Source organism: Methylobacterium sp. 88A, from assembly GCF_000376345.1.
Taxonomy (GTDB): Bacteria; Pseudomonadota; Alphaproteobacteria; order Rhizobiales; family Beijerinckiaceae; genus Methylobacterium; species Methylobacterium bullatum.
In genome coordinates this window covers 4,716,634-4,738,202 of record NZ_AQVT01000001.1, presented here as the reverse complement: position 1 = coordinate 4,738,202, position 21,569 = coordinate 4,716,634, and the positions used below count along the sequence as shown (strand labels likewise).

14 protein-coding genes and 1 pseudogene are annotated in these 21,569 nt (G+C 67.6%); 4 read left to right on the top strand and 11 right to left on the bottom strand.

Translation table 11 applies throughout. From position 1 onward, the window contains the following. Positions 1-39 precede the first annotated feature (39 nt). On the bottom strand, positions 40-1,008 hold the full coding sequence (locus tag A3OM_RS0122550; RefSeq protein ID WP_018046068.1) for a L,D-transpeptidase: 969 nt from the start codon (positions 1,006-1,008) through the stop codon (positions 40-42). Positions 1,009-1,306: 298 nt separating this feature from the next. On the opposite strand from A3OM_RS0122550, the gene A3OM_RS0122545 reads away from it, so the two are divergent. The 3 genes from A3OM_RS0122545 (at position 1,307) to A3OM_RS0122535 (ending at position 4,132) form a co-directional block, all read left to right on the top strand. Further along, the gene (locus tag A3OM_RS0122545; protein ID WP_018046067.1) at positions 1,307-1,693 is read left to right on the top strand and encodes a hypothetical protein; all 387 of its coding nucleotides are present in this window, start codon (positions 1,307-1,309) and stop codon (positions 1,691-1,693) included. A 109-nt stretch (positions 1,694-1,802) separates the two neighbouring features. Then, on the top strand, positions 1,803-3,029 hold the full coding sequence (locus A3OM_RS0122540; protein WP_018046066.1) for an exonuclease SbcCD subunit D: 1,227 nt from the start codon (positions 1,803-1,805) through the stop codon (positions 3,027-3,029). 122 nt (positions 3,030-3,151) lie between these two features. Next, positions 3,152-4,132: a catalase family peroxidase gene (locus tag A3OM_RS0122535; protein ID WP_018046065.1), complete on the top strand. Its 981-nt coding sequence runs from the start codon at positions 3,152-3,154 to the stop codon at positions 4,130-4,132. A 72-nt stretch (positions 4,133-4,204) separates the two neighbouring features. Here the strand turns inward: A3OM_RS0122535 and A3OM_RS24535 are convergent, their stop codons facing one another. The 8 genes and pseudogenes from A3OM_RS24535 to A3OM_RS0122505 form a co-directional block, all read right to left on the bottom strand. Continuing rightward, entirely contained in the window at positions 4,205-4,999 is a 795-nt protein-coding gene (locus A3OM_RS24535; protein ID WP_018046064.1) for a calcium-binding protein, read from the bottom strand. Beyond that, positions 4,996-5,577, bottom strand: coding sequence for a hypothetical protein (locus A3OM_RS26480; protein ID WP_245257819.1), 582 nt, complete (start codon positions 5,575-5,577; stop codon positions 4,996-4,998). Before A3OM_RS26480 ends, A3OM_RS24535 begins: the two co-directional genes overlap by 4 nt. Positions 5,578-5,723: 146 nt before the next feature. Further along, positions 5,724-5,845 (bottom strand): annotated as a pseudogene (locus A3OM_RS25975) (IS5/IS1182 family transposase); the annotation flags it as partial. 66 nt (positions 5,846-5,911) lie between these two features. Continuing rightward, a complete protein-coding gene (locus A3OM_RS0122525; RefSeq protein ID WP_245257818.1) occupies positions 5,912-7,303 on the bottom strand; it encodes a calcium-binding protein in 1,392 nt (463 codons plus the stop codon). 282 nt (positions 7,304-7,585) lie between these two features. Further along, positions 7,586-8,983: a calcium-binding protein gene (locus tag A3OM_RS0122520; protein WP_245257817.1), complete on the bottom strand. Its 1,398-nt coding sequence runs from the start codon at positions 8,981-8,983 to the stop codon at positions 7,586-7,588. A 203-nt stretch (positions 8,984-9,186) separates the two neighbouring features. Continuing rightward, complete coding sequence (locus A3OM_RS0122515) at positions 9,187-12,723, bottom strand: PAS domain S-box protein (protein ID WP_018046060.1); 3,537 nt, start codon at positions 12,721-12,723, stop codon at positions 9,187-9,189. 338 nt (positions 12,724-13,061) lie between these two features. Beyond that, on the bottom strand, positions 13,062-13,439 hold the full coding sequence (locus tag A3OM_RS0122510; protein ID WP_018046059.1) for a hypothetical protein: 378 nt from the start codon (positions 13,437-13,439) through the stop codon (positions 13,062-13,064). A gap of 56 nt (positions 13,440-13,495) precedes the next feature. Beyond that, positions 13,496-13,732: a hypothetical protein gene (locus tag A3OM_RS0122505; protein WP_018046058.1), complete on the bottom strand. Its 237-nt coding sequence runs from the start codon at positions 13,730-13,732 to the stop codon at positions 13,496-13,498. A gap of 671 nt (positions 13,733-14,403) precedes the next feature. On the opposite strand from A3OM_RS0122505, the gene A3OM_RS26640 reads away from it, so the two are divergent. Then, positions 14,404-18,153, top strand: coding sequence for an AAA family ATPase (locus A3OM_RS26640; protein WP_018046057.1), 3,750 nt, complete (start codon positions 14,404-14,406; stop codon positions 18,151-18,153). A gap of 192 nt (positions 18,154-18,345) precedes the next feature. On the opposite strand, the gene A3OM_RS0122495 is transcribed toward A3OM_RS26640, so the two are convergent. Both A3OM_RS0122495 and A3OM_RS26635 read right to left on the bottom strand, forming a co-directional pair. Continuing rightward, entirely contained in the window at positions 18,346-19,086 is a 741-nt protein-coding gene (locus tag A3OM_RS0122495) for an SDR family oxidoreductase (protein ID WP_018046056.1), read from the bottom strand. A 320-nt stretch (positions 19,087-19,406) separates the two neighbouring features. After that, positions 19,407-21,218, bottom strand: a complete 1,812-nt coding sequence (locus tag A3OM_RS26635) for a M10 family metallopeptidase (RefSeq protein ID WP_018046055.1) — start codon at positions 21,216-21,218, stop codon at positions 19,407-19,409. Positions 21,219-21,569 lie beyond the last annotated feature (351 nt).

Sequence of the window (21,569 nt, the reverse complement as noted above, 5' to 3'; positions counted from 1 at the left end):
GAGAACCCGGCGGGCCGTGCCCGCCGGGGACGGGCGGCCTCAGGTCAGAACGACGACGCGGGTGCCGATCTCGACGCGGCCGTAGAGGTCGATCACGTCCTGGTTGATCATGCGGATGCAGCCGGACGAGACGCTGAGCCCGATGGATTCCGGCTCGAGGGTGCCGTGGATGCGGTAGAGCGTGTCCTTGTTGTCCTGCCACAGGTAATGCGCCCGTGCGCCGAGCGGGTTGCGGGAGCCGCCGGGCACGCCGAGGCCGCTCTGGAGCTGGGTCACCGACCGGGCGAGCTTGGGCGTCCGCGCGATCATCTCCTTGGGCGGATACCAATCCGGCCACATCTGCTTGGAATTCACCGTCGAGACGCCCGACCAGGAAAAGCCCTGCTTGCCCACGCCGACGCCGTAGCGCCGCGCCCGGCCATTGGGCTGGACCAGGGTGAGGTGGTGCGCGCGCGGATCGACCACGATGGTGCCGGGGGGCTCGCGGCCGGTATAGGCGATCTCCTGGCGCAGGAAGACCGGGTTCGCCTTGCGCCAGTTGAAGGCATGGACCGGGAACGGCTCGTCGGTGATCGCCGCATAGGCCTTGGCGTAGTCGATCGGCCCGTCATCCACCGGACGCGCCACCGCGTTGCCCTGGTTCGCCGGCGGCGGCTGCTGCGCCCGGCGGCGGGCATTGGGATCGGCATAGGGATCCGCGTCGGGATCGTCCTCGAAGCGCGGGGCGGCCGTGCGCTCGCCATAGGGCTCGTAGCGCCCGCCCCGCCGACGGTAGAGCCGCCCGGCCTCGTCCCGGTAGAGACGGTCGTCGTCATAGGGGCCGTAACCGTCCTCCGACTCGATGGAGAGCCGGCCGCGGACCTGGGCGAGGGCGGCGAGGGGGGAACCCACCAGGGCCAGGGCCGCGCCCGCGCCGCTCAGCAGGGTCCGCCGGCTGACGGGGAGAACGGGCCGTTCGGAGATGACGCGTTCGGACTCGGTGTGTTCAGGCTCGGAGCGTTCGGACATGGGGTACTCGAGGATGGGCCCCTCGCCAGGGCGCGAGGACTAAAGCCAAGATCGTGCGGTGACTTAGCAAGCCCGGGGGCCGGCGTCACGCCGGCCCGTCGCTCATCAGCATTGCGGCCGGGTGGGGTCGCCGGGCAGGCACGAGGCCGGCCCGGCGACGGACCTTTCATCATGGCGCGAGAATGAGCGGGAGATGTCGGGATTTCATCGAGTCTTGCGATTGCAAAAACCTCTGTTCGCATCGACATAGGTCTCTGTATTTCAACACCATCGAATCCTTGGAAGACGGACGAATCCTGTGCCGATCTCTTCGTTCGCACGCTCTGGCGCGTCAGCCCTGGCGCTCGCCCTCGGGCTTCTCGTCGCCGGGCCCGGCCCGGCCATGGCCGGCCCGAAGCCGGTCCCCTCGTGGTCGACGGCCAAGGCGAAGGCCGTCGACTCTTCCCGGAAGACGGCCGCCAAGCGGTCGCGGACGGTCAAGGCCAACACGGGCAAGGCCAAGACGGCGCCCGCCGCCGGATCCCCCGCCAAGGAGGCCGCCGCCGACGAGACCCCGTCGACGGAGGCGCCCGCCGTCACCTGGACCTCGGCCGAGCCGGACGAGCTCCGGTGCGGGCGCAGCCGCCGCAAGCTGTGGCAGGCGGGCGAAGGCTGGGTGGTCAAGACCGTGACCGTCTGCCGTTAAGCCTCTCTGCGACAAGCCGAGGCGGGCCGCCGGGTAGGACCGGTGGCGGCGGCGCGCTACAAGGCCCCGGCCCGCACGGGCGATGTCCGGGCGAGGTGGGAGCGATGACGTGATCCGCGTGCTGCATACCGGCGACTGGCATATCGGGCAGTCCCTGCGCGGCTATTCCCGCGCCCACGAGCATGCGCGGGCGCTGGCCCATCTCGAAGCCATCGTCGTCGGCCACGAGGTCGACGCCCTCGTGGTGGCCGGCGACGTCTACGACAGCCAGAACCCGTCGGGGGAGGCGCAGGCGCTGCTCTACGACGTGCTGGTGCGCCTGCACCGGGCGCGCCCCGCCATGACCATCGTGCTCACCGCCGGCAACCACGACGCGGCCGGGCGCCTCGAAGCGCCGAGCCCGATCCTCGAGGCCATCGGGGTCCGGGTCATCGGCAATGTCCGCCGCCGCGACGGCTCCGTGTCCATCGAGCGTCATCTCGTGCCGGTCCTGAGGAACGGCGACGTGGCGGCCCAGATCCTGGCGGTGTCCTATCCCACCGCCGCCTGCCTGCCGCCCCTACGCCGGGAGGAGGGATCGCCCATCGTCCGGGCCGTGCGCGCCCTCTACGCCCAGGTGATGGAGGCGGCGACGCCGCATCTCTGCGGCCTGCCGCTCCTCCTCACCGGGCATCTGCACGTGGCCGGGGGGACCGAATCGGAGGGGGCCGAGCGCCGCATCCTGGTCGGCGGCGAACATGCCGTGCCGCCGGACGTGTTTCCGGCGGAGGCCGATTACGTGGCGCTGGGCCATCTCCACAAGGCCCAGACCATCGGCGGCGGGATGGTGCGCTATTCCGGCTCGCTGATCCCGCTCTCGGCCACCGAGCAGCCCTACATCCACGGGGTCAGCCTCGTGACCCTCGGCGACGGACCGGCGCGGGTGGAGCACATCCCGATCCCGCGCCCGGTCCCGTTCCTGCGCCTGCCGCCGCGCGGCGACATGCGGCTCTCCGACCTCGCCGACCATCTCAAGGCCCTCGACCTCGACCCGGCCCTGCCGATGGAGGAGCGGCCCTACATCCAGGTCCGCCTCGCCCGCGAGGGGCTGGGGCCGGGCCACCGGGCCGAGGTCGACCGGATCGCGGACGGCTTTCCCGTGCGCATCGTCGACACCCGCGTGGCGCCCGCCGCCGATCCGGTGGCGGAGGCCGTCGAGGCGGCGCCCCTCGTGCGCCTCTCCGAACGCGACCCGGAGGACCTCTTCCGCCTCGCCTTCGCCCGCGTGCGGGGCGCGCCGCCGGAGCCGGCGCATCTGGAGGTGTTCCACCGCGTCCGGGCCGAGGCCGAAGGCTGAAGCCCGCCGCACCGGTCTCTTGTCACGCGCCCGTTACCCTGTAGGTATTACAATTCGATTGTGCGCCATCGAGATTCGCCGGCCCATGCCGATGCGAGCCGGGCGCCGGGGGAAACAGCGCCATGAAAGTCTCGATCGTCGCCACCGGCTGCGCCATGGCGCTCGCCCTCGCCGCTCCGGTCCGAGCCGAGGAGGCCGATGCCGCCGCCATCGTCAACGGCCAGTTCGTGGCCGGCGGCAACAAGCCCGGCGTGCGGGCCAGCGGCGCCAAGGGCGTCTGCCTCACCGGGCAGTTCACCCCCTCGGCCGAGGCGGCGGGGCTGTCGAAGGCACCGCATTTCGCCAAACCCGTGCCGGTGACCGCGCGCTTCTCCATGGGCGGCAGCAACCCGGGCATCTCGGACAAGGCCAAGCCGGTGACGCGGGGCTTCTCCCTGCGCCTGCGCGACCCGGCGGGCGACCTCGTCCTCGTCATCATTTCCGCGCCGGTCTTCTCGGCGCGGACGCCGCAGCAGCTGTTCGATTTCGTCTCCGTCCGCGCGCCCGGCCCCGACGGCAAACCCGATGCCGAGAAGGTCAAGGCCTTCGCCGCCGCCAACCCGGAGACCACGAAACAGGCGGCCTGGCTCAATGCGCGCCCGGTCCCGGCGAGCTTTGCCGGCGTCGATTACTGGGGCGTCCACGCCTATACGCTCACCAACGCCAAGGGCGAGGCCAAGGTGGTCAAGCTGAAGACCGTGGCGGATGCGGGCCAGCTCGGCCTCACCGACGAGGAGCTGAAGGCCAAGCCCGACAGCTTCTATGCCGACGAGCTGAAGGAGCGCCTGGCCAAGGGGCCGGCCAGCTTCTCCCTGGTGGCGATCCACGGCGAGGCCGGCGACCCCACCGCCGACCCGACCGCTCTGTGGCCCGAGGAGAACCGCAAGAGCACGACGCTCGGCACCCTCGCCATCACGGCTCTCGAGCCCGACGCCACCTGCGACGCGGCCACCTTCGATCCGGTGGTGGACCTCCCCGCCGGCATCGCCGGCCCGGCCGACGACCCGATGTTCGCGATCCGCTCCCCGGCCTACGCCGTGTCGCTGTCGCGCCGCGCGCAATAAAGAGACGCTCGACCCGCCTGTCCGGTCGCGTGGAGATCGCGCGACCGGACAGGTGGGATCATCGTGCGGCCGTCAGAGGATGAAGCTACCCTCCGACAGGGCGCCGAACCCGACGTCGATCAAGATGATCTTGTCGGTCGGTCCGGATTCGTGGGTCAGGGTGATGAGCGTGCTGTCGCCGCCGTGGAACGACCGGACGTCCAGGCCACCCGTGTCGCCACCGAGGCTGCTGAGGTCGATCTTGTCGTTGAGCGCGTCGAACTTGCGGATGACGTCGCGGCCATCGCCCGCGGCGAAGATGAAGGTGTCGGCACCCGCGCCGCCGAAGAGGGAATCGCCGCCCTTGCCGCCGGCGATGACGTCGCTGCCCTTTCCGGCCTGGATGCGGTCGGCGCCGTCCGTGCCGGCAATCGTGGAGCCGCCACCGGTCAGGCTCTGCGAATAGATCTTCGCGCCGATATCGACGCCCGCCATGGTGAGGGACGCCCCGTCGCGGACATAGATTTTCTCTATGCTGGCGGTGCTGGTGAACGAGTCGTCAGTCAGGACGACGACACTGCCTTTATTTACGAAGAGCAGGTCCGTCCCCTCGCCACCATCCACTCTCACGGGCGAGCTGCTGATGACGAGGCGATCGTTGCCATCCCGCCCGTATAATTCGTCGGAACCACCCTTGCCGTTCAGCGTATTGGCGCCGCCGTCTCCGTAAAGGGTATCGCCGGACGTACTGCCGATTACATTCAGAAATCCAAAGTAAGCATCCTGCTGCGCATCGCCGTTGAGGCCGCTGTTTCCAGCGAGATCGACAGTCACGCCCGCGGTGGAATGCGCGTAGCTCAACGTATCGACGCCACCGCCACCGGTCATATAGTCGGCGCCCGCCCCCCCTCGATGACATTGTTCTCGACGCTGCCAGCTATGACGTCGTCATATTGCGATCCGCGAATGTTGGCAATATTGATAAAGATGTCTTGTTGATTTTCACTTGCAAAATCATAGCCTTTGCCGATCCTCAAGTCGACGTCGACCCCGCCCGAACCGTCTCCGGTAGGCGCATCGAAATGCTCGTAGCTTAGGGTGTTCGTGCCGGCGCCGCCATCGATGGTGTTGATGCCGCCACCGCCCTCCAGGATATCGTTGCCGCCGCCGCCGTTCAGGACGTCGTCGCCGAGGCCGCCCCGCAGAACGTCGCCTTGCGTTCCGCCATCGAAATTTACGTCAGCTTTGTTATCAGAGAAATCAAGGTACAGACTGAGCATTGATACCGTGGAAGGAACCATATAGCTGGCCAATGCACTATTATTGTAGAAACCTAGACCAAAAAAGCTATCGAGTACCGTTTTGTAAGAAGAATCAACTCCATTATACGCGAAGCGGCTCAGTTCGAGAGGGACACTCTTATCTTCGGCATACGAATCTGTATATGAACATCTGATCTCGGCCATTGGATCGCTCTTCGGCTTATAGATTGATTTATGGAGACGCGACTTAACGCGAATAGCGTCTAGGGAATTGAATATTCTATAGCTATAAATAAATAGTGAATTAATGCAGTATTGTCCCGACTATGGTTCGGCCTCGATCGGCTCCGGAAGGCGATGACGGCAGAGGCATAGTTGCGGGCCAGCCGTCGTATCGGGCGGCAAGACGACGGAAGTCTTTGAGGCGGCAGAAGATAGCCTCGACGCGCCAGCGCTCGCGAGAGCGGCGCTCGGCATAGGCGATAACCCGGTCGCGCTGGGATCGCGCGACCGGGCAGGCCGGAGGACTGGGCAGACTTCAGAAGAGGAAGCTGCCTTCCGTCACGGAATCGGCCGTGACGTCGAGTAGGATGATCTTGTTCGAGGCTCCGGTGTCACTCGTGAAGGTGATGATCGTATTGGCCTCGCCGTGGAACGATCCGATCTTCACGTCATCCATGCTCTGTGTGATGAGACCGATGTGGAGCGCATCTTCGGTCACGTCGAACTTGCGGATGACGTCGCGGCCATCGCCCGAGGCGAACTCGAAGATGTTTGCACCGGCGCCGCCGAAAAGGGAATCGCCGCCCTTCCCGCCGGTGATGACGTCGCCGCCCTTGCCGGCCACGATGCGGTCGGCGCCGTCCGTGCCGACGATCTTGGAGGAGCCATCGTTCAGGCTCTGCGAATAAATCTTCGTGCCGATATCGACGCCCGCCATGGTGAGGGACGCCCCGTCGCGGACATAAACCCTCTCGATGCTGGCAAACGACTCGTCGGTGAGTTCGATGTTGCCGAACCTCGCGATGAAGAGCAGGTCCGTCCCCTGGTCGCCCTGTACCTTCACGGGCGAGTTGCCGATGACGAGGCGATCGTCGCCGCCCCGGCCGTACAATTCGTCGTTGCCGCCATTGCCGTTCAGCGTATTGGCGTCGCCGGTTCCACTAAGGACATCATTCGACGTACTGCCAAGTACGCTTAGGAACCCCAGGTAATGATCCCCCTCCGCGTCGCCCTCGAGACCGTCTTGTCCAGAGAGATCGACAGTCACGCCCTCGGTGGAATGCGCGTAGCTCAACGTATCGACGCCACCGCCACCGGTCATATAGTCGGCACCCGCACCACCCTCGATGACATTGTTCTCGGTGTTACCATCTATCCCATCGTTATATTGCGATCCGCGAATGTTGACAATATTAACGAAGAAGTCCTGTTGTTTGTCGCTACCATAATCGTAGCCTTCGCCGGTCCTCATATCGACCCCGACCCCGCCCGAGCCGTCTTCGGTGGGCGCATCGAAATGCTCGTAGCTCAGCGTGTTGGTACCCGTGCCGCCGTCGATGGTGTTGATGCCGCGACCGCCCTCCAGAATATCGTTGCCGCCGGCACCGTTCAGGACGTCGTTGCCGTCGCCGGTGCGGAACACGTCCCCGAAATCGCCGCCGGTGACCCGCGTGATTTTGTCGAAGTCGCTGGAATCGCCGTAGAGGCCAGCCATCTGGGTCGACAGCTGGAAGACCTGGAACTCATATTCAATCCCCGGCCCATCCAAGAAGTATACGAGAGAATCTTCGAACTCTTCATAGCCATCGACCACGTTACCAGGGCCGAAATCGAGCGTCCTGGCCTCCGGGTTGATTGGTTCTTGATATCCTATAGTGAAATTTTCGGGATCGTAGTCGCCGTCCATCGTATAACGAAATTGAGCCATCTTGAGCCCCTACAGAACAGGTTCGTGCTAAAACCGCTCTGCTTCGATATGACTCCACCATTTAAAATACAGTTATGGCTTTGTCTGAAAATACCAGGACAAAGCCCTTGCGAGCCAAAAGCTGTGCCCCACTGTAGGCGGGTGACAAGCGTGTCCTCGATGCGGCCGGCCGGCATCTGCATACCGGAGGACCGTTGCCGAACACGGCGCTCGGCATGGCCGATCGCCCGGTCGCGCTGGGAGGGATCGCGCGACCGGGCAGTCCGGGAGACGGTGCGGCCGTCAGAGGATGAAGCTACCCTCCGACAGGGCGCCGAACCCGACGTCGATCAAGATGATCTTGTCGGTCGGTCCGGATTCGTGGGTCAGGGTGATGAGCGTGCTGTCGCCGCCGTGGAACGACCGGACGTCCAGGCCACCCGTGTCGCCACCGAGGCTGCTGAGGTCGATCTTGTCGTTGAGCGCGTCGAACTTGCGGATGACGTCGCGGCCATCGCCCGCGGCGAAGATGAAGGTGTCGGCACCCGCGCCGCCGAAGAGGGAATCGCCGCCCTTGCCGCCGGTGATGCCGTCGTCGCCCTTTCCGGCCTGGATGCGGTCGGCGCCGTCCGTGCCGATGATCGTCGCGTTGCCGCCGGTCTGGCTCTGGGAATAGAGCTTCGTACCGACCGCGACACCCGACATGCTGAGGTGCGCCCCGTCGCGGACATAGACCTTCTCGATACTGGCATCGACGGAGAACGATTCGACGTTGAGCTCGACGGTGCTGTCCTTGAGAATGAAGAGCAGGTCCGTCCCCTCGCCGCCCTCCACCTTCACGGGCGAGTCGCCGATGACGAGGCGATCGTTGCCATCCCGCCCGTACAATTCGTCACTGCCGCCATTGCCGTTCAACGTATTGGCGCCGCCGTCTCCGTAGAGGGTATCGCCGAACGTACTGCCGATGACGTTCTCGAACGATGTAAATCGATCGTCCTCCGCGTCGCCTCCAATACCGAATTCTCGAACGAGATCGATATTCACGCTCCCGCCCGAATGCGCATAGCTCAGCGTATCGACGCCACCACCGCCGACCAGTTCATCATCCCCCGCGCCGCCTTCTATGACGTTGCCGTTATCGTCACCAGTTATGCCATCTTTACGCACTGATCCTCGAACATTGGAGATATTCGAGAACGTATCGACAACGGCTGTGCCAGTCGACCAATCGGTGGCCTGGCCGGTCGACAAGTCGATGATCATTCCGAACGAACCAGCGGACGTATCGAAATGCTCGTAGCTCAGGGTGTTCGTGCCGGCTCCGCCGTCGAAGGTGTTGGTGCCGCGACCGCCCTCCAGGGTATCGTTGCCGCCGCCGCCCTTCAGGACGTCGTCGCCGTCGCCCGTGCGGAACACGTCACCGAAATCCCCGCCGGTGACCCGCGTGACGCCATCGAAGTCGCTGGAATCACCGTAGAGGCCGACTATCTGGGTCGTCAGGGGGAAAACCTGGAACTCGGGCGCGATATTCGAACCATTTACGGCATAGACTAATTGGATTCCACTGTCCTCAAATCCCTCGACCGACGTACCGGGGCCGAAATCGAGCGATGTGGCCCCCAAGTTGATGGATTCCTGATATCCTAATACATAACTGTTGGGGTCGTAGTTTTGGCCCAACGTATAACGAAACTCAGCCATCTTTATCTCCTCAGAACAGGTTCGGAATTAAACTGTGCTAATTCGATATAGTTGGAAGTTTTTAAAATACAGTTATGCCCTTTTCTCGTACTGCCGAGATAAAGCGCTCCGGAACGAAGAGCCGGTCTCCCACGGGCGGGCGAAGACCGCCGCCGCCTCGCGCCGGGCCGCCCCGAGGGGAGACGAGGGTTCGGGAGCCGAGGTCAGCCCTGGCCGGAGGCGATCATGTCCTTGATCCGGCCAGCCAGCGCTTCCATGACGAAGGGCTTGGTCAGCACCTGCATGCCCGGCTCGAGATGCCCGTTGCCCACCACGGCGTTCTCGGCATAGCCGGTGATGAACAGGATCTTGAGGTCGGGCCGGGCCACGCGCGCCGCGTCGGCCATCTGGCGGCCGTTCATGCCGCCGGGCAGGCCGACATCGGTGACGAGGAGGTCGATGCGCACGTCCGATTGCAGCACCTTGAGCCCGGAGGCCCCGTCGGCCGCCTCGATGGCGGTGTAGCCGAGCTCCTCCAGCACCTCGGTGACGAGCATGCGCACGGTGGGCTCGTCGTCGACGATGAGCACGGTCTCGCCCCGTTGCGCGCGCGGCGCGGCGGCGAAAGCGCCGGCCTCGTCCACCTCGGAGGCTTCACCGTAATGGCGCGGCAGGTAGAGGCACATGGTCGTGCCCTCGCCGAGCTCGGAATAGATCCGCACCTCGCCGCCCGATTGCCGCACGAAGCCGTAGATCATCGACAGGCCGAGGCCCGTGCCCTCGCCGAGGGGCTTCGTCGTGAAGAACGGATCGAAGGCGCGGGCGATCACCTCCGGGGTCATGCCGGTGCCGTTGTCGCTGACGCAGAGGGAGAGGTACTGGCCGGGTTCGAGGTTGCGTTCGCGGGCGGCATGCCCGTCGAGCCACTTGTTGGCGGTCTCGATGGTGAGGCGTCCGCCATCCGGCATGGCGTCGCGGGCGTTGATGCAGAGGTTCAGCAACGCGTTCTCGAGCTGGTTGGGGTCCACCAAAGCCGGCCACAGACCGGCGGAGCCCACCACCTCGATCGTCACCGCCGGGCCGACCGTGCGGCGGATCAGTTCCTCCATCCCCGCCACCAGGGCGTTCACGTTGGTGGGTTTCGGGTCCAGGGTCTGGCGCCGCGAGAAGGCGAGGAGCCGATGGGTGAGGGCCGCCGCCCGGCGCGAGGCGCCCTGCGCCGCGTTGATGTAGCGGTCGAGTTCGATCAGCCGCCCCTGCGCCATGCGGGTCTGCAGCAATTCGAGGCTGCCGGAAATGCCGGTGAGCAGGTTGTTGAAATCGTGGGCGATGCCGCCGGTGAGCTGGCCCACCGCCTCCATCTTCTGCGATTGGCGCAGGGCCTCCTGGGTCTGGGCGAGGGCCGCCTCGCGGGCCTTCTCGTCGGTGATGTCGCGGGCCACCGCGTAGAACACCTCGCCCACGGGCGCGCTGACCCAATCGAACCAGCGATACTCGCCGTTCGCCGTGCGGACCCGGTTCTGGTGCCGTACGGTGCGGCCCTGCCGCATCGCCTCCACCGCCTCCGCGCTGTGGGGGAGAAAATCGGGGTGGATGACCTCCCAGAACGGCGTCGCCAGCAGGGTGGCCTCGTCGTAGCCGAGCACCTCGGTCCAGGCCGGGTTCACGTTGAGGAGGCGGCCGTCGAGGGTGCCCGACATCAGGAGGTCGGGGATCAGCGTCCAGATGCGGTCGCGCTCCTTGATGCGCTCGGCGATCTCGCACTCGAGCTCGGCCCGCGAGCGGGCCAGGACCTCGCGGGCCTCCACGATCTCCTGGATCTCGGTGCAGGTGCCGAACCAGCGCACGATCCGCCCGTCCGCGTCGCGCACGGGCTGCGCCCGCCCCAGCACCCAGCGGTACTGCCCGGAGCGGTGCCGCAGGCGATACTCGATATGGTAGGGCTCGCCCGTCTCCAGGCTATGGCGCCAGACCGTCCAGGCCTTGTCCCGGTCGTCGGGGTGGAAGATGCCGTTCCAGCCCGCGCCGTCGGTGGAGCCCGCTGGGACGCCGGTGTAATCGTACCAGCGCTGGTTGAAGTAATCGTGGTGCCCGTCCGGCAGGGTCGACCACACCATCTGGTCGATGGAATCGGCGATGGCCTGGAAACGCCCCTCGCTCTGGCGCAGGCGCTCCTCCGCCTCCCGGCGCTCGTCGATGTCGATGACCGAGCCGACATAGCCGAGGAACTCGCCCTCGGTGCCGAAGCGCGGGGTCGCGGCGTCGATGGCCCAGCGATAGGTGCCGTCGGCCCGGCGCAGGCGGTACTCCACCCGGAAGGGCTCGTGCGCGGCATTGGCGGCGAGGAACGTGTCCGCCGCCAGCCCCTCGTCGTCGGGATGCGTCGCCTTGGTCCAGCCGAGGCCGAGGGCCTCCGCCTCGGTCTGCCCGGTGAACTCGTACCAGCGCCGGTTGAGGTAGATGCAGGACCCGTCGGGAATCGTCACCCACATCATCACGGGGGCGTGGTCGGCCATGTTGCGGAACCGCGCCTCGCTCTCCGTCAGCGCCTCGGCCTGCGCCCTGCGCTGGGTCTCGTCCCGCGCGATCCGGAGGAAGCCGGGCGAGCGGCCCTGCAGGTCCGGCGGCAGGCGGTGGAGGGAGCCGGCGAGGAACACCGGCATCCCGTCCGCGCGCCGGTGCCAGCGCTCCGAATCGGCGCGGCCCTGGTTCACCGCCTCGGCGAGTTCCGCCGCATCGATGCCGGCGGCCCGGTCCTCGGCTGTGAAGATCATCGCTCCGTCACGGCCCAGCGCGTCGGCGGCTGTCCAGCCCAGCACCTCGACGGCGCCCGCCGACCAGCTCGTGATGATCCCCTGCGGGTTCATGGTGAGGACCACGTGATCGCGCGCGCCCTCCATGACGAGGTGCAGGCGCTCCTCGCGCTCGCGCAGGGCCTCCTCCGCCGCCCGGCGCCCGCTGACGTCCCGGTAGAATACCGAGAGGCCGCTGCCGGAGGGATAGACCCTGACCTCGATCCAGATGTCCCGCTGCGTCGAGCTGTGGCGGTAGGTGAGTTCGGCCGAGGCCCGTTCCGCCATGGCGCGGCGGTAGAGCGGCCAGGTCGGCATCCGCTCGGCATCCGGCCACACGTCGAGGAGGTGACGGCCGAGGATCGCCTCCGAGGGGCGCCCGTCGAGGCGCAGGCCCTCCGCGTTGATGCGGCGGACCCGGAAATCGTGGTCGAGCAGGAGGAAGCCCTCGCCCATCCCGTCGAGGACGCCCCGCACCTCGGCCTCGCTCTGCCGCAGCCGGCTCTCGGCACCGATCCGGCCGGTGGTCTCGGTGCAGGCGCAGAAGAAGCCGGCGACGGTGCCGTCCTCCTCCCGCACAGGCGTGTAGGAGAAGGCGAAATGCGTCTCCTCGGGAAAGCCGTTGCGCTCCATGACGAAGGCGACGTCGTCCATCTGGATGGAGTGTCCCGCATAGGCATCGGCCACGATGGGGGCGAGGTCACTCCAGATGTCGGACCAGACCTCCGCGATGGGCCGCCCCATGGCGGCCGGATGCTTGGCGCCCATGAGCCGGGCATAGGCATCGTTGTAGAGGACGACCTGCCCCGGCCCCCATGTGACGAACATGGGCTGGCGCGCGGCGACCATCATCCCCGTCAGCGTGCGGAGGGACGCGGGCCAGGAGGCGAAGGGTCCGAGGGGAGTCGCGGACCAATCGATGGCCTCGATCAGCGCACCACACTCGCCCCCGTTCACGAGGACACTCACTGCCACTCTTTCTCCGTCGCGAGGGTCGATGCGGGATGGCGCGACGCGGGATCGGATCGCGCGCCCGCACAGGACCGACGTCCCTGCCAACGGCCAAGGTCGACCCGCCGTTCCCCGCAAGAGCCCGCCTCACCGGTGGGACGGGCCGGCATCGTCATCGCGGCCCGATGACACGAGCCGGTGCCCGATGTCAAAGTCGAGGCGTCCGCCGGTCAGTCTCTCCGTTCGACATGTCGTCTTGAAGGATCGCCCCCACGCTCCCGTTCCGATTCCGAGCGGTGGACATTCGACGCTTGGTACTCATCCCTGAACGTCCGAGAAGAGTGGGAAAGCGGTCGTCAGTCACTCGCGAGATAGGCCGACGCTTCTAGGTCAAAACCGAAGCGACCAATCGCTGCCACCACGTCGTTCGGCACGAGCAACGAAGCAGTCACGCGATCCTCCTGGACGAAGAAGGCAACGTCTAGGGACGGCCGCCCAACCTCTCCGCGCTCGACGTGCCCCAGCAATGCTGGACCGACCCGTTCAATGAGAGCGAGCACGTCTGACCATGCGCAGTCTTCGGACGTGCCGATCTGAGCGTAGTTGAAGCCGCTCACCTTGGATGCCTCGAACCGATCAAGGGGGCCTACTGTCGCCTCCATCGACGTTCGGGAGATAGTGACGGCTGGAACGCGCACCACGGCATTGACGGGAGGTTTCGACTGCTCGGCCATGCGAGCAGTTTCAGGCGAAGTGCCTACGTCCGCAATGGGTCGGTAGCGGCTGTTCATTACCCCTTGCCGCCCTCGCACAGCAGCGCTTCGAGTAGGGGGACGTCGCCCTCCACATCCTCGTTCCCGTGGAAGCGAGAGTATTCGATGTGCCCGTCCTCGAACACGTCGATTTCGATCCGCTCGCCCACCAGGGTCGCCGTGACCATGATGCTGTCGTCGCGATGACGGTCGAGACGATAGTGGACCTGATCCCGTTCGAGCAGGCGGATTACGCGGAAGAGTTCGTGAGTCATCACCATCAAGGGCGCTGAGAGTGGTGTGGGGTCAAGGTCTGAATTGCGTCGGGACCCGCCTGTCCGTTCTACGGCTGGGTTGGGTGAATTGCGGACGGGTCGTCAGCGATAAGGTCGTGAGATGTGGCCTCATGACAGGCGCCGACAAGCTTTCAAGCGCGCCACGAGGCAGACGCCGCACTCTTCGATCTCTTTGATCTCCTCCGAGGAGACCGGTCGTTTCCGCCCGGCGTTCTCAGAGGGAGCGCAGTCAAGATGAGCGACTATGGGCGCCCGCCATCCCAAGGGCTCCGAATGCGGGTCGATGCCATCCGATCTGCGGTACCGTTCACGCCGATTGTGACATCCGCGCCGTCATTCCGGGGCACCAAAGGCGAGCCCGGCCCCGGAGGGCCGCGCCAGAGGCGTGCAATCCAGATCCGCCGGGCGTGCCATCTCAAGCCGGCGTAGCGGCTCTGGATTCCGGGCTCCGCGATGCGGACCCGGAATGACGACGCGGCCGGTTCGGTGTCGTGCCAGATCCCATTCACCGGAGTTCGCAGCCCTGCCGCCATCCCGCCACGTGTGGACATCGTTGCGCGGCGGCTGCATCGCCCTCGTCCGCCCGTCATCCTGGGCTATGACACTCGTCCCCGCATCCCCCTGACTTCTTCGAGACGAGGCCACGACCCTTGCGCATCCTGGCGATCCGCGGCGAGAACCTCGCGAGCCTCGCGGCCCCCTTCTCCGTCGACCTGTCCGGCGGCCCCATCGGCGCCACCGGCATCTTCGCCATCACCGGCGAGACGGGGGCGGGCAAGTCCACCATCCTCGACGCCCTCTGCCTCGCCCTCTACGGGCGCTATCCGCGCGTGGCGACCGGCGGGCGCGAGCGGGCGCCCGATCCCGGCGGCGATCCCATCACCATCGGCGACGAGCGGGCGATCCTGAGGCGGGGGGCGACGGAGGGCTTCGCCGAGGTCGATTTCATCGGCCGGGACGGGCAGGGCTACTGCGCGCGGTGGTCGGTCTACCGGGCGCGGGGCAAGGCCAACGGCCGCCTCCAGAACAAGACCCGCTCCCTCACCCGGCTGGCGGACGGGGGCTCCGTCGGCGACAGCAAGGCCGGCCTCGTCGACGCGGCGATCTGCGAGCTCACCGACCTCACCTTCGACCAGTTCCGCCGCACCGTCCTGCTGGCGCAGGGGGAGTTCGACGCCTTCCTCCTCGCCGCCGAGGGCGAGCGCGCGGAACTCTTGGAGAAGATCACCGGCACGGCGATCTATTCCGAGATCTCGAAGCGGATCCATGCCGGGGCCGAGGCGCAGCGCGCCGCGGTGAAGGAACTGGAGACGCATCGCGACGCCGTCGGCCTCCTCGACGAGGTGGCGCGGGCGGAGAAACACGCCGAGCGGGCGCGGCTCCAGGCCGAGGTGACGGAGCTCTCCGGCCAACTGGCGGAGCTGAACGCGGCGCTGGCCCATGCGCGGCGCATCGCCGACACACGGGGCCTGGTCTCGGCGGCCGAGAGCCGCCTCACTGTCGCGCGGCAGGCCCTGGAGACCCATCGGCCCGACAGCCTGCGGCTGGCCGAACTCGACGCGGTGGAGCCCCTGCGCGAACCGGCGCGGAATGCGGCGCGGGCGGAGCGGGATCTGACCGCCGCCGAGGCGGCCCTGGTCCTGGCCCTCGCGGCGCGCGGAGAGGCCGAGGCGCGGGCCGGGGCCGCGCGGGAGGCCCATGACGCCGCAGCCACGGCGGACGAGGCGTCGGAGACCGGGTTCAAGGCGTTCGGGCCGGTCTGGACGCGGGCGGCCGAGCTCGACACCCGGATCGCCGAGGCGGCCACCGAATCCGCCCACGCCACCGAGGCGGCGACCGTCGCCGGGGCGAAGGCGCTGGACGCGCGGACAGCCCTGGAGGCGCTCGATGCCGGCCTCGCGGCGGCGGAGGCCGCGCGCGCCGAGGTCGCCGCCCGGTTCGCGGCCGATACGGGCGGCGCCTTCCTCGCCGGCCGGGCGGAGGAGGCCGAACAGCTCTTCGCCAAGCGCGCGACCCTGAGCGCGGAACTGGCCGAGGCCAAGGCCACTCTCCGCACGGCCACGGACGAGGCCGCCCGCCGCTCGGCCGCGATCGCCACGGGGGACCGGGCGATCGCGCAGGCGAAGGCCGAGCGGATGCAGGCGGCCGAGCACCGGGCCGGCCTCGCCGCCGCCCTGGACCGGATCGGCGAGGGCGCGGCGCGGGCGCGCCTGGGCACCATCGACCGCCTCGCCGAGCACCTGCGCGAGGCCTTGCCCCTGGCGCGCGGCCACGCGGAGGCGTCCCTCGCCGTTGAGCGCGCCTCCACAGAGGCGGAGGCCGCCCGCCGCGCCGAGGAGGCCGCGCGGCTCTCCGGGGAAGAGGCCGCCGCCCGGCAGGCCCGCGCCATCGAGATGCGTAAGGCCGTCGCCCCCCTGGCGGAGCTCGCCGAGGAGGCGGTCTCGCAGCAGGCGGCGCATCTGCGCAGCCTGCTGGTGGAGGACCAGCCCTGCCCGGTCTGCGGCGCCACCGATCATCCGCATGCCCGAGACCAGGATGGGCTGGGGCGCGTGGCCGAAGCGCTGAAAGCCCAGCGGGCGGAGCAGGACGCGGCCATCGCCGCCGCGCGGGACGCCCTGGCGGAGGCCGCCTCGGCCGGCGCCACCGCCGACGCGCGGGCGCGCAACGCCGAACAGGTGACGGCGGCCGCGCAGGCTACGCAGGGTCGGGCGGCCTCCGCCTATGCCGATCTCCACCCGCACCTCCTCGCTACGCGTGGCGAAGCGGGGGTGGACGGGACCATCCCGGAACGGCTCGATGCCGAGGCGGCTCCCGCCCTCGCCGGCCTCGTCGAGGCCCTGAAGCGCGACCGCGCCCCGCTGCTCTCCGCCCTGGAGCGGGCCGGAACCCTGCGCACCGAGATCGACGCCCTCGCCGCCCGGATCGAGGCGGGAGCCGGTGAGATCGAGGCGGCGGAACACGCCCGCGCCGCCGAGCGCGAGGCCCTGCGTCTGGCCGAACTCACCGCCAATGGCGAGACGGTCCGCGTCTCGGGCCATACGGAGCGGGTCGTCTCCCTCGGCCGCGAGATCGCGCCCTATCTGGCGGGTGCCGGCCTGTCGCTGGCCGATCTCGAGCGGGACGGGGCCGGTGCGGCCAAGCGCGTGGCCGAGGTCGCCGCCGCGCACCGTGCCCTCGACCGGAATCGCGAAAAGCTCGAGCGCGAGGCCCAGTCCCTCGCCTCCCGGCGCGCCGGCGCGGCCGAGGCCCTGGGCTTCACCCGCGCCGCCGCCGACGCGGCCGGACGCCAGGCGCTGGCCCGCTCCGACAAGCTCGCCGGCCTGCGGGCGGAGCGGGCGCCCCTCCTCGGCGGCGAGGAGACCCGCCTGCACCGGACACGGATCAACGACGCGCGCAAGCGCGCCCGCGACGCCCTGAAACAGGCGGAAGAGGCCCGCGCCGCCGCCCAGGCCGCCCTCGCCTCGGCGGTGACGGCGGCCGAGCACGGGGCCGCCGCCCGCGACGCGGCCCGGCGCCAGCGCGAGGAGGCCGATGCCGCATACCTCGCCGCCTGCGCCCCGCGCGGCGGCGAGGCGGTGCGGGAGGCCCTGGCCCTGCCCCCGGAGATCCGCGCCTCCCTGCGCCAGGCCGTCGATGCGCGGACGGCGGAAGCGCGCGAGGCGGAGACCGCCCTCGCCACGCGGCGCGCCGACCTCGCCCTCCTGCTCGATGCGCCGGAGATCGACGCTCCCGCCACGCAAGCGGCGGCCTCCGGCCTCGCCGAGACGATCACCGCCCATCAGCAGGGCCTCGGCGCCATCACGGCCGATCTCCAGCGGGACGACGCGGCGCGGGTGCGGGCGGCCGGATTGGAGGCGACCATCGCCGGGGCGCGGGCCGATTACGCCGTCTGGGAGGCGGTGAACGAGGCCGTGGGCTCGGCCAGCGGCGTCAAGTTCCGCCTCTTCGCCCAAGGGGTGACGCTGGAACATCTGGTCCGGCTCGCCAACGAGCACCTGCTGGCGCTCAGCCCGCGCTACCGGCTGGTGCGCGGCGACCCGGCCAACCTCTCCCTCCACGTGGTCGACCGCGACATGGGCGAGGAGGTGCGCGCCACCCGCAGCCTCTCGGGCGGCGAGCGCTTCCTCGTTTCCCTGGCGCTGGCCCTCGCTTTGTCGGGCCTGGAGGGCCGCGATTCCTTCGTCGACACGCTCTTCATCGACGAGGGCTTCGGCTCCCTCGACGCCGAAACCCTCGACCTCGCCGTGGACGCCCTGGAGACGCTCCAGGGCCGCGGCCGCAAGGTCGGCGTCATCACCCATGTGGCGGCGATGATCGAGCGCATCGCCGTGCAGGTCCGCGTGGAGAAGCGCGGCAACGGCCGCAGCGTGGTGAGTGTCGTGGAGGCGGGGGCGGGGTGAGGCGGTCTCGGAACCGGTCCGATCATACCCGGCCGGTACGAGCGCCGCCGTGATCGAGATGAGCCTGGTACCCATCCTCAACGTCGGAGAGCGAGACGACCGGTCGGCTTTCAGGCGGGGCGATGGTGAATGCGACCATCGGCAAGCATTCCTCGCTTTTCCCCGCAACCGATGCAGAATGGGAAAGCGCCGCTATTGCATCACCAATCCACCATCGACTGCGTACTGGCTACCAGTCACATAGGACGCATCGTCGGACAAAAGGAACAGGGCGACGGCTGCGGCCTCGTCGGGTGTGCCGGCACGTCCGAGGGGGACTTGCCCGATCACGAACTGCTCGAAACCTTGTTTCGCCTCATCCGGTAGGAAGTGGCGGAAATTGGTGTCGATAGGCCCTGGCACGACGACGTTGACGCGGATACCGCGCGGCGCAAGCGCGGTGGCCCATGATCGTGCCATCGCGACGAGAGCGCCTTTGGTCGCCGCGTAGAGGCCGGTCGCGGCGGCTCCCTCGTAGGTGGACGACGACGACGTGACGACGACCGACGCCCCCGCGTTCAAATGCGGAGAGAGAGCCGCGAGTTGGAGTACCGGCCCCCGGACATTCGCCGCCATCATGCGATCGAACGCATGGGCATCGACCTCCTCCGGAGCCCCGAGGGCAGCATGGCCGGCGTTCAGCCACAGACCATCCAGCCCGCCTGCGACCTGCGCGATCTCCGCCAACGCAACGGCCGCAGTGGCGATGGCAGCATCATTCGCGATCGCTTGCCCCTTGGCGCCAAGAAGACGGCGCGCCTCGCAGATCCGAGCCTCGTTCAACCCGGTGACGATGACCTCGCCACCCTCTGAGACGATGCGCCTGGCACCTGCCAGCCCCATGCCGCTCGTTCCGCCCGTTATCAGGACGCGCTTGTCGTTGAATCTCGCCATTGATAAAATAGAGCCTGCCTGAGTTGCTTGTCCAAGTCTTTGCCTCATCCTGAGGTGCCGCGTAGCGGCCTCGAAGGAGCCCTCCAGAGATCGCTTTGGTTTCTGGAGGGCTCCTTCGAGGCCCTTTGCTCAAGCAAAGGTCACCTCAGGATGAGGAGGTCTTATTTGGACGATCTGATTTGATAGGATCATACGTTGAGAAAATCAGATCAAGCAGGCTCAGAGCAGGCTAAATCACCGCTGACAGTCGCCGTGCGGTGACGCCCCTCTTCCGTGCCGGCCGCCCTGATCCTCGTCCCGAGGCAGGGCGGGCAGGAGCCTCAGACGAAGAAACCTGAATCGACCTGCGAGACTCGGATATGGTCGAGCTCGACCGTACCGCCGCCCGACAGGGTGAGCAGGGCATAACCATCCGAGGACTGGCCGAGGGAGTAGGTCTGGCCGGAGAGGTCGATCCGGTCTCCGCTCGAGGCGCTGAAATCGAACAGCCTGTCGTCGCCCGAATGGAGGCCGAACACGGCTCGGTCGGTGCCCGCGCCGAGGAACAACACATCGTCGCCGCGTCCCCCGGTCAGGACGTTGCTGCCCCGGCCGCCGATGAGAACGTCGTCGCCCCATCCGCCGCTGAGCGTGTCGTTGCCCGCACCGCCTTCGAGCCGGTCGTTGCCCTGGCCGCCGAGGAGCGTGTCCGCGCCGCCATTGCCGTAGAGCCGGTCGTTTGCGGCACCGCCGTTCAGCACGTTGCCGCCCGCATTGCCCCGCAGGGCATTCGTCAGATCGTTGCCGGTGGCCCTGGCGGCGTCGCCCATGAGGATCAGGTACTCGACATTCTCGCCGAGGGCGTAGGAGACGGTGCTGCGGACATAGTCGGTGCCCTGACCGGCCCTCTCCACCACCATGTCGCGCCCGTTATCGACGAGGTAGGTGTCGTTTCCGGCAAGGCCGAACATCTTGTCCGGGGAGAGACCGCCGTCGAGGCGGTTATCGGCCGTGTTGCCGACGATCCGGTCATGCCCCCGGCCGCCGATGGCGTTCTCGATCAGTGAGCGGAGATCGCCCTGGTGCAGGAGCGCGTTGGCGACGTTGCCGAGCGCGATCGCGTCGCCGCCGCTATAGGCCTGGTGGTTGACGAGTTGCGCCGTGGAGAAGGTCGAGAAGGCTCCCGGGCGCAGGTCAACGTCCAGGGCTGTCGCATAGTTGGAGAGATCGTAGGTGTCCCGGCCGTTGCCGTCCCAGACCGTCATCGAGATCGTGTTGGAGGTGGGAGCGCCCTGGCCGATGCCGTCGATGGACAGCTCGCCGGTCTTGGTGTCCCAGCGATAGGTCGTGTCGCCACTCTGGGTCTGGAAATTGGCGCCGTAGAGAAACTGCAGGGCCGCGATGTCGTCCTGCATGTAGGTCTGAGGCTGGTTGAACCCCTCGCCTTCGAACGAAACGCCGAGATTGGTCGGGTCGGACCGGTAGGTCATCAGCGACCAATCCTGCCCGTCCTTCTCCAGGGGAAGCGCCGCCGTGCCGTAGCGGGGCGGGCTGCCGGCGAGGCCGAGCTCGGCATTCAGAGGGGCGTCCGTATAATCCTGATGGCCATGCTTCAGGCCGAGCGCATGCCCGATCTCGTGCATGGTCGTCGCCTGCCCCCAGTTTCCGATCGCCGGAACGCTGTAGAACGGCTGGTCGGTATAGGTGCCGAACCAGACATCCCCGGCCTGGAGATTGCTCGACGGAAAATTGGCATGGGCCGATCCTTCGTCAATCCAGGAGGTCTGGCTGAAACGCAGCTCGGCATGAACCGTGGCGGTCTCGGTGATCTCCTGGAAGGTCAGGTTGGTATAGGAGGAGACGAGATCGAGGGTGTAGCGCGTCGCCTCCTGCTGCTGCGGATTGAAGGGCTGGTGATAGACGGGGTCGCCACTCTGGTGCGGATCACTCTCGTAGCCGGACCCTTCGTAGAAGCTCCCGCTCGCCGGAAAGCTGTAGGTCAGCGTGCCGATCGTCCATTTCGAGCCGATCAGAACACCATCGATATGATCGTCGCCGGCGAAATGATACGTCCCGTCGCGGTCCTTAGACTGAAGCAGCAGGGCCGTCTTTCCGTCGGTGCGGCTGGCTTGTGCTGAACTCGGTACGGCCATCGTCTCGCGCCTTCACAATCGAGCGTGATTGTCCGCGCCGTGATGGCCGGTCAGGGTGATGGCTCGCATCGACAGCGCTCAGGACGCAGGTCTTGAGGCTTCCCGGTTAAAACATGGCTTAGAAACCTGGCAGATCGCGAGCGCCCCAAGGTGCCGATCCCCGGCGTGAGGCCGAGTATCGGAGCTTCTACCAAGTTTGGGTGAATCCGACCCATATGTCGGGTTCACTGAAGTCCGGCGGACAGCTGCCGCTACGCGGTCACGCGGGAAGGCTGCTCAAGCCCGAGCGGATCATCCAGCCAGACCACCTCATCCTGAGGCGCCCTTTGCTGGAGCAAAGGGCCTCGAAGG

Bases quoted from the DNA above. Each gene is read 5' to 3' on its own strand.
- A3OM_RS24535 (WP_018046064.1), bottom strand. From the start codon at position 4,999: ATGACCGGTGGCGGTGGCGTCGATACGTTGAGCTACGCGCATTCCACC.
- A3OM_RS0122520 (WP_245257817.1), bottom strand. From the start codon at position 8,983: ATGGCTGAGTTTCGTTATACGTTGGGCCAAAACTACGACCCCAACAGT.
- A3OM_RS0122550 (WP_018046068.1), bottom strand. From the start codon at position 1,008: ATGTCCGAACGCTCCGAGCCTGAACACACCGAGTCCGAACGCGTCATC.
- A3OM_RS0122535 (WP_018046065.1), top strand. From the start codon at position 3,152: ATGAAAGTCTCGATCGTCGCCACCGGCTGCGCCATGGCGCTCGCCCTC.
- A3OM_RS0122510 (WP_018046059.1), bottom strand. From the start codon at position 13,439: ATGGCCGAGCAGTCGAAACCTCCCGTCAATGCCGTGGTGCGCGTTCCA.
- A3OM_RS0122495 (WP_018046056.1), bottom strand. From the start codon at position 19,086: ATGGCGAGATTCAACGACAAGCGCGTCCTGATAACGGGCGGAACGAGC.
- A3OM_RS26480 (WP_245257819.1), bottom strand. From the start codon at position 5,577: ATGGCCGAGATCAGATGTTCATATACAGATTCGTATGCCGAAGATAAG.
- A3OM_RS0122525 (WP_245257818.1), bottom strand. From the start codon at position 7,303: ATGGCTCAATTTCGTTATACGATGGACGGCGACTACGATCCCGAAAAT.
- A3OM_RS26635 (WP_018046055.1), bottom strand. From the start codon at position 21,218: ATGGCCGTACCGAGTTCAGCACAAGCCAGCCGCACCGACGGAAAGACG.
- A3OM_RS0122505 (WP_018046058.1), bottom strand. From the start codon at position 13,732: ATGACTCACGAACTCTTCCGCGTAATCCGCCTGCTCGAACGGGATCAG.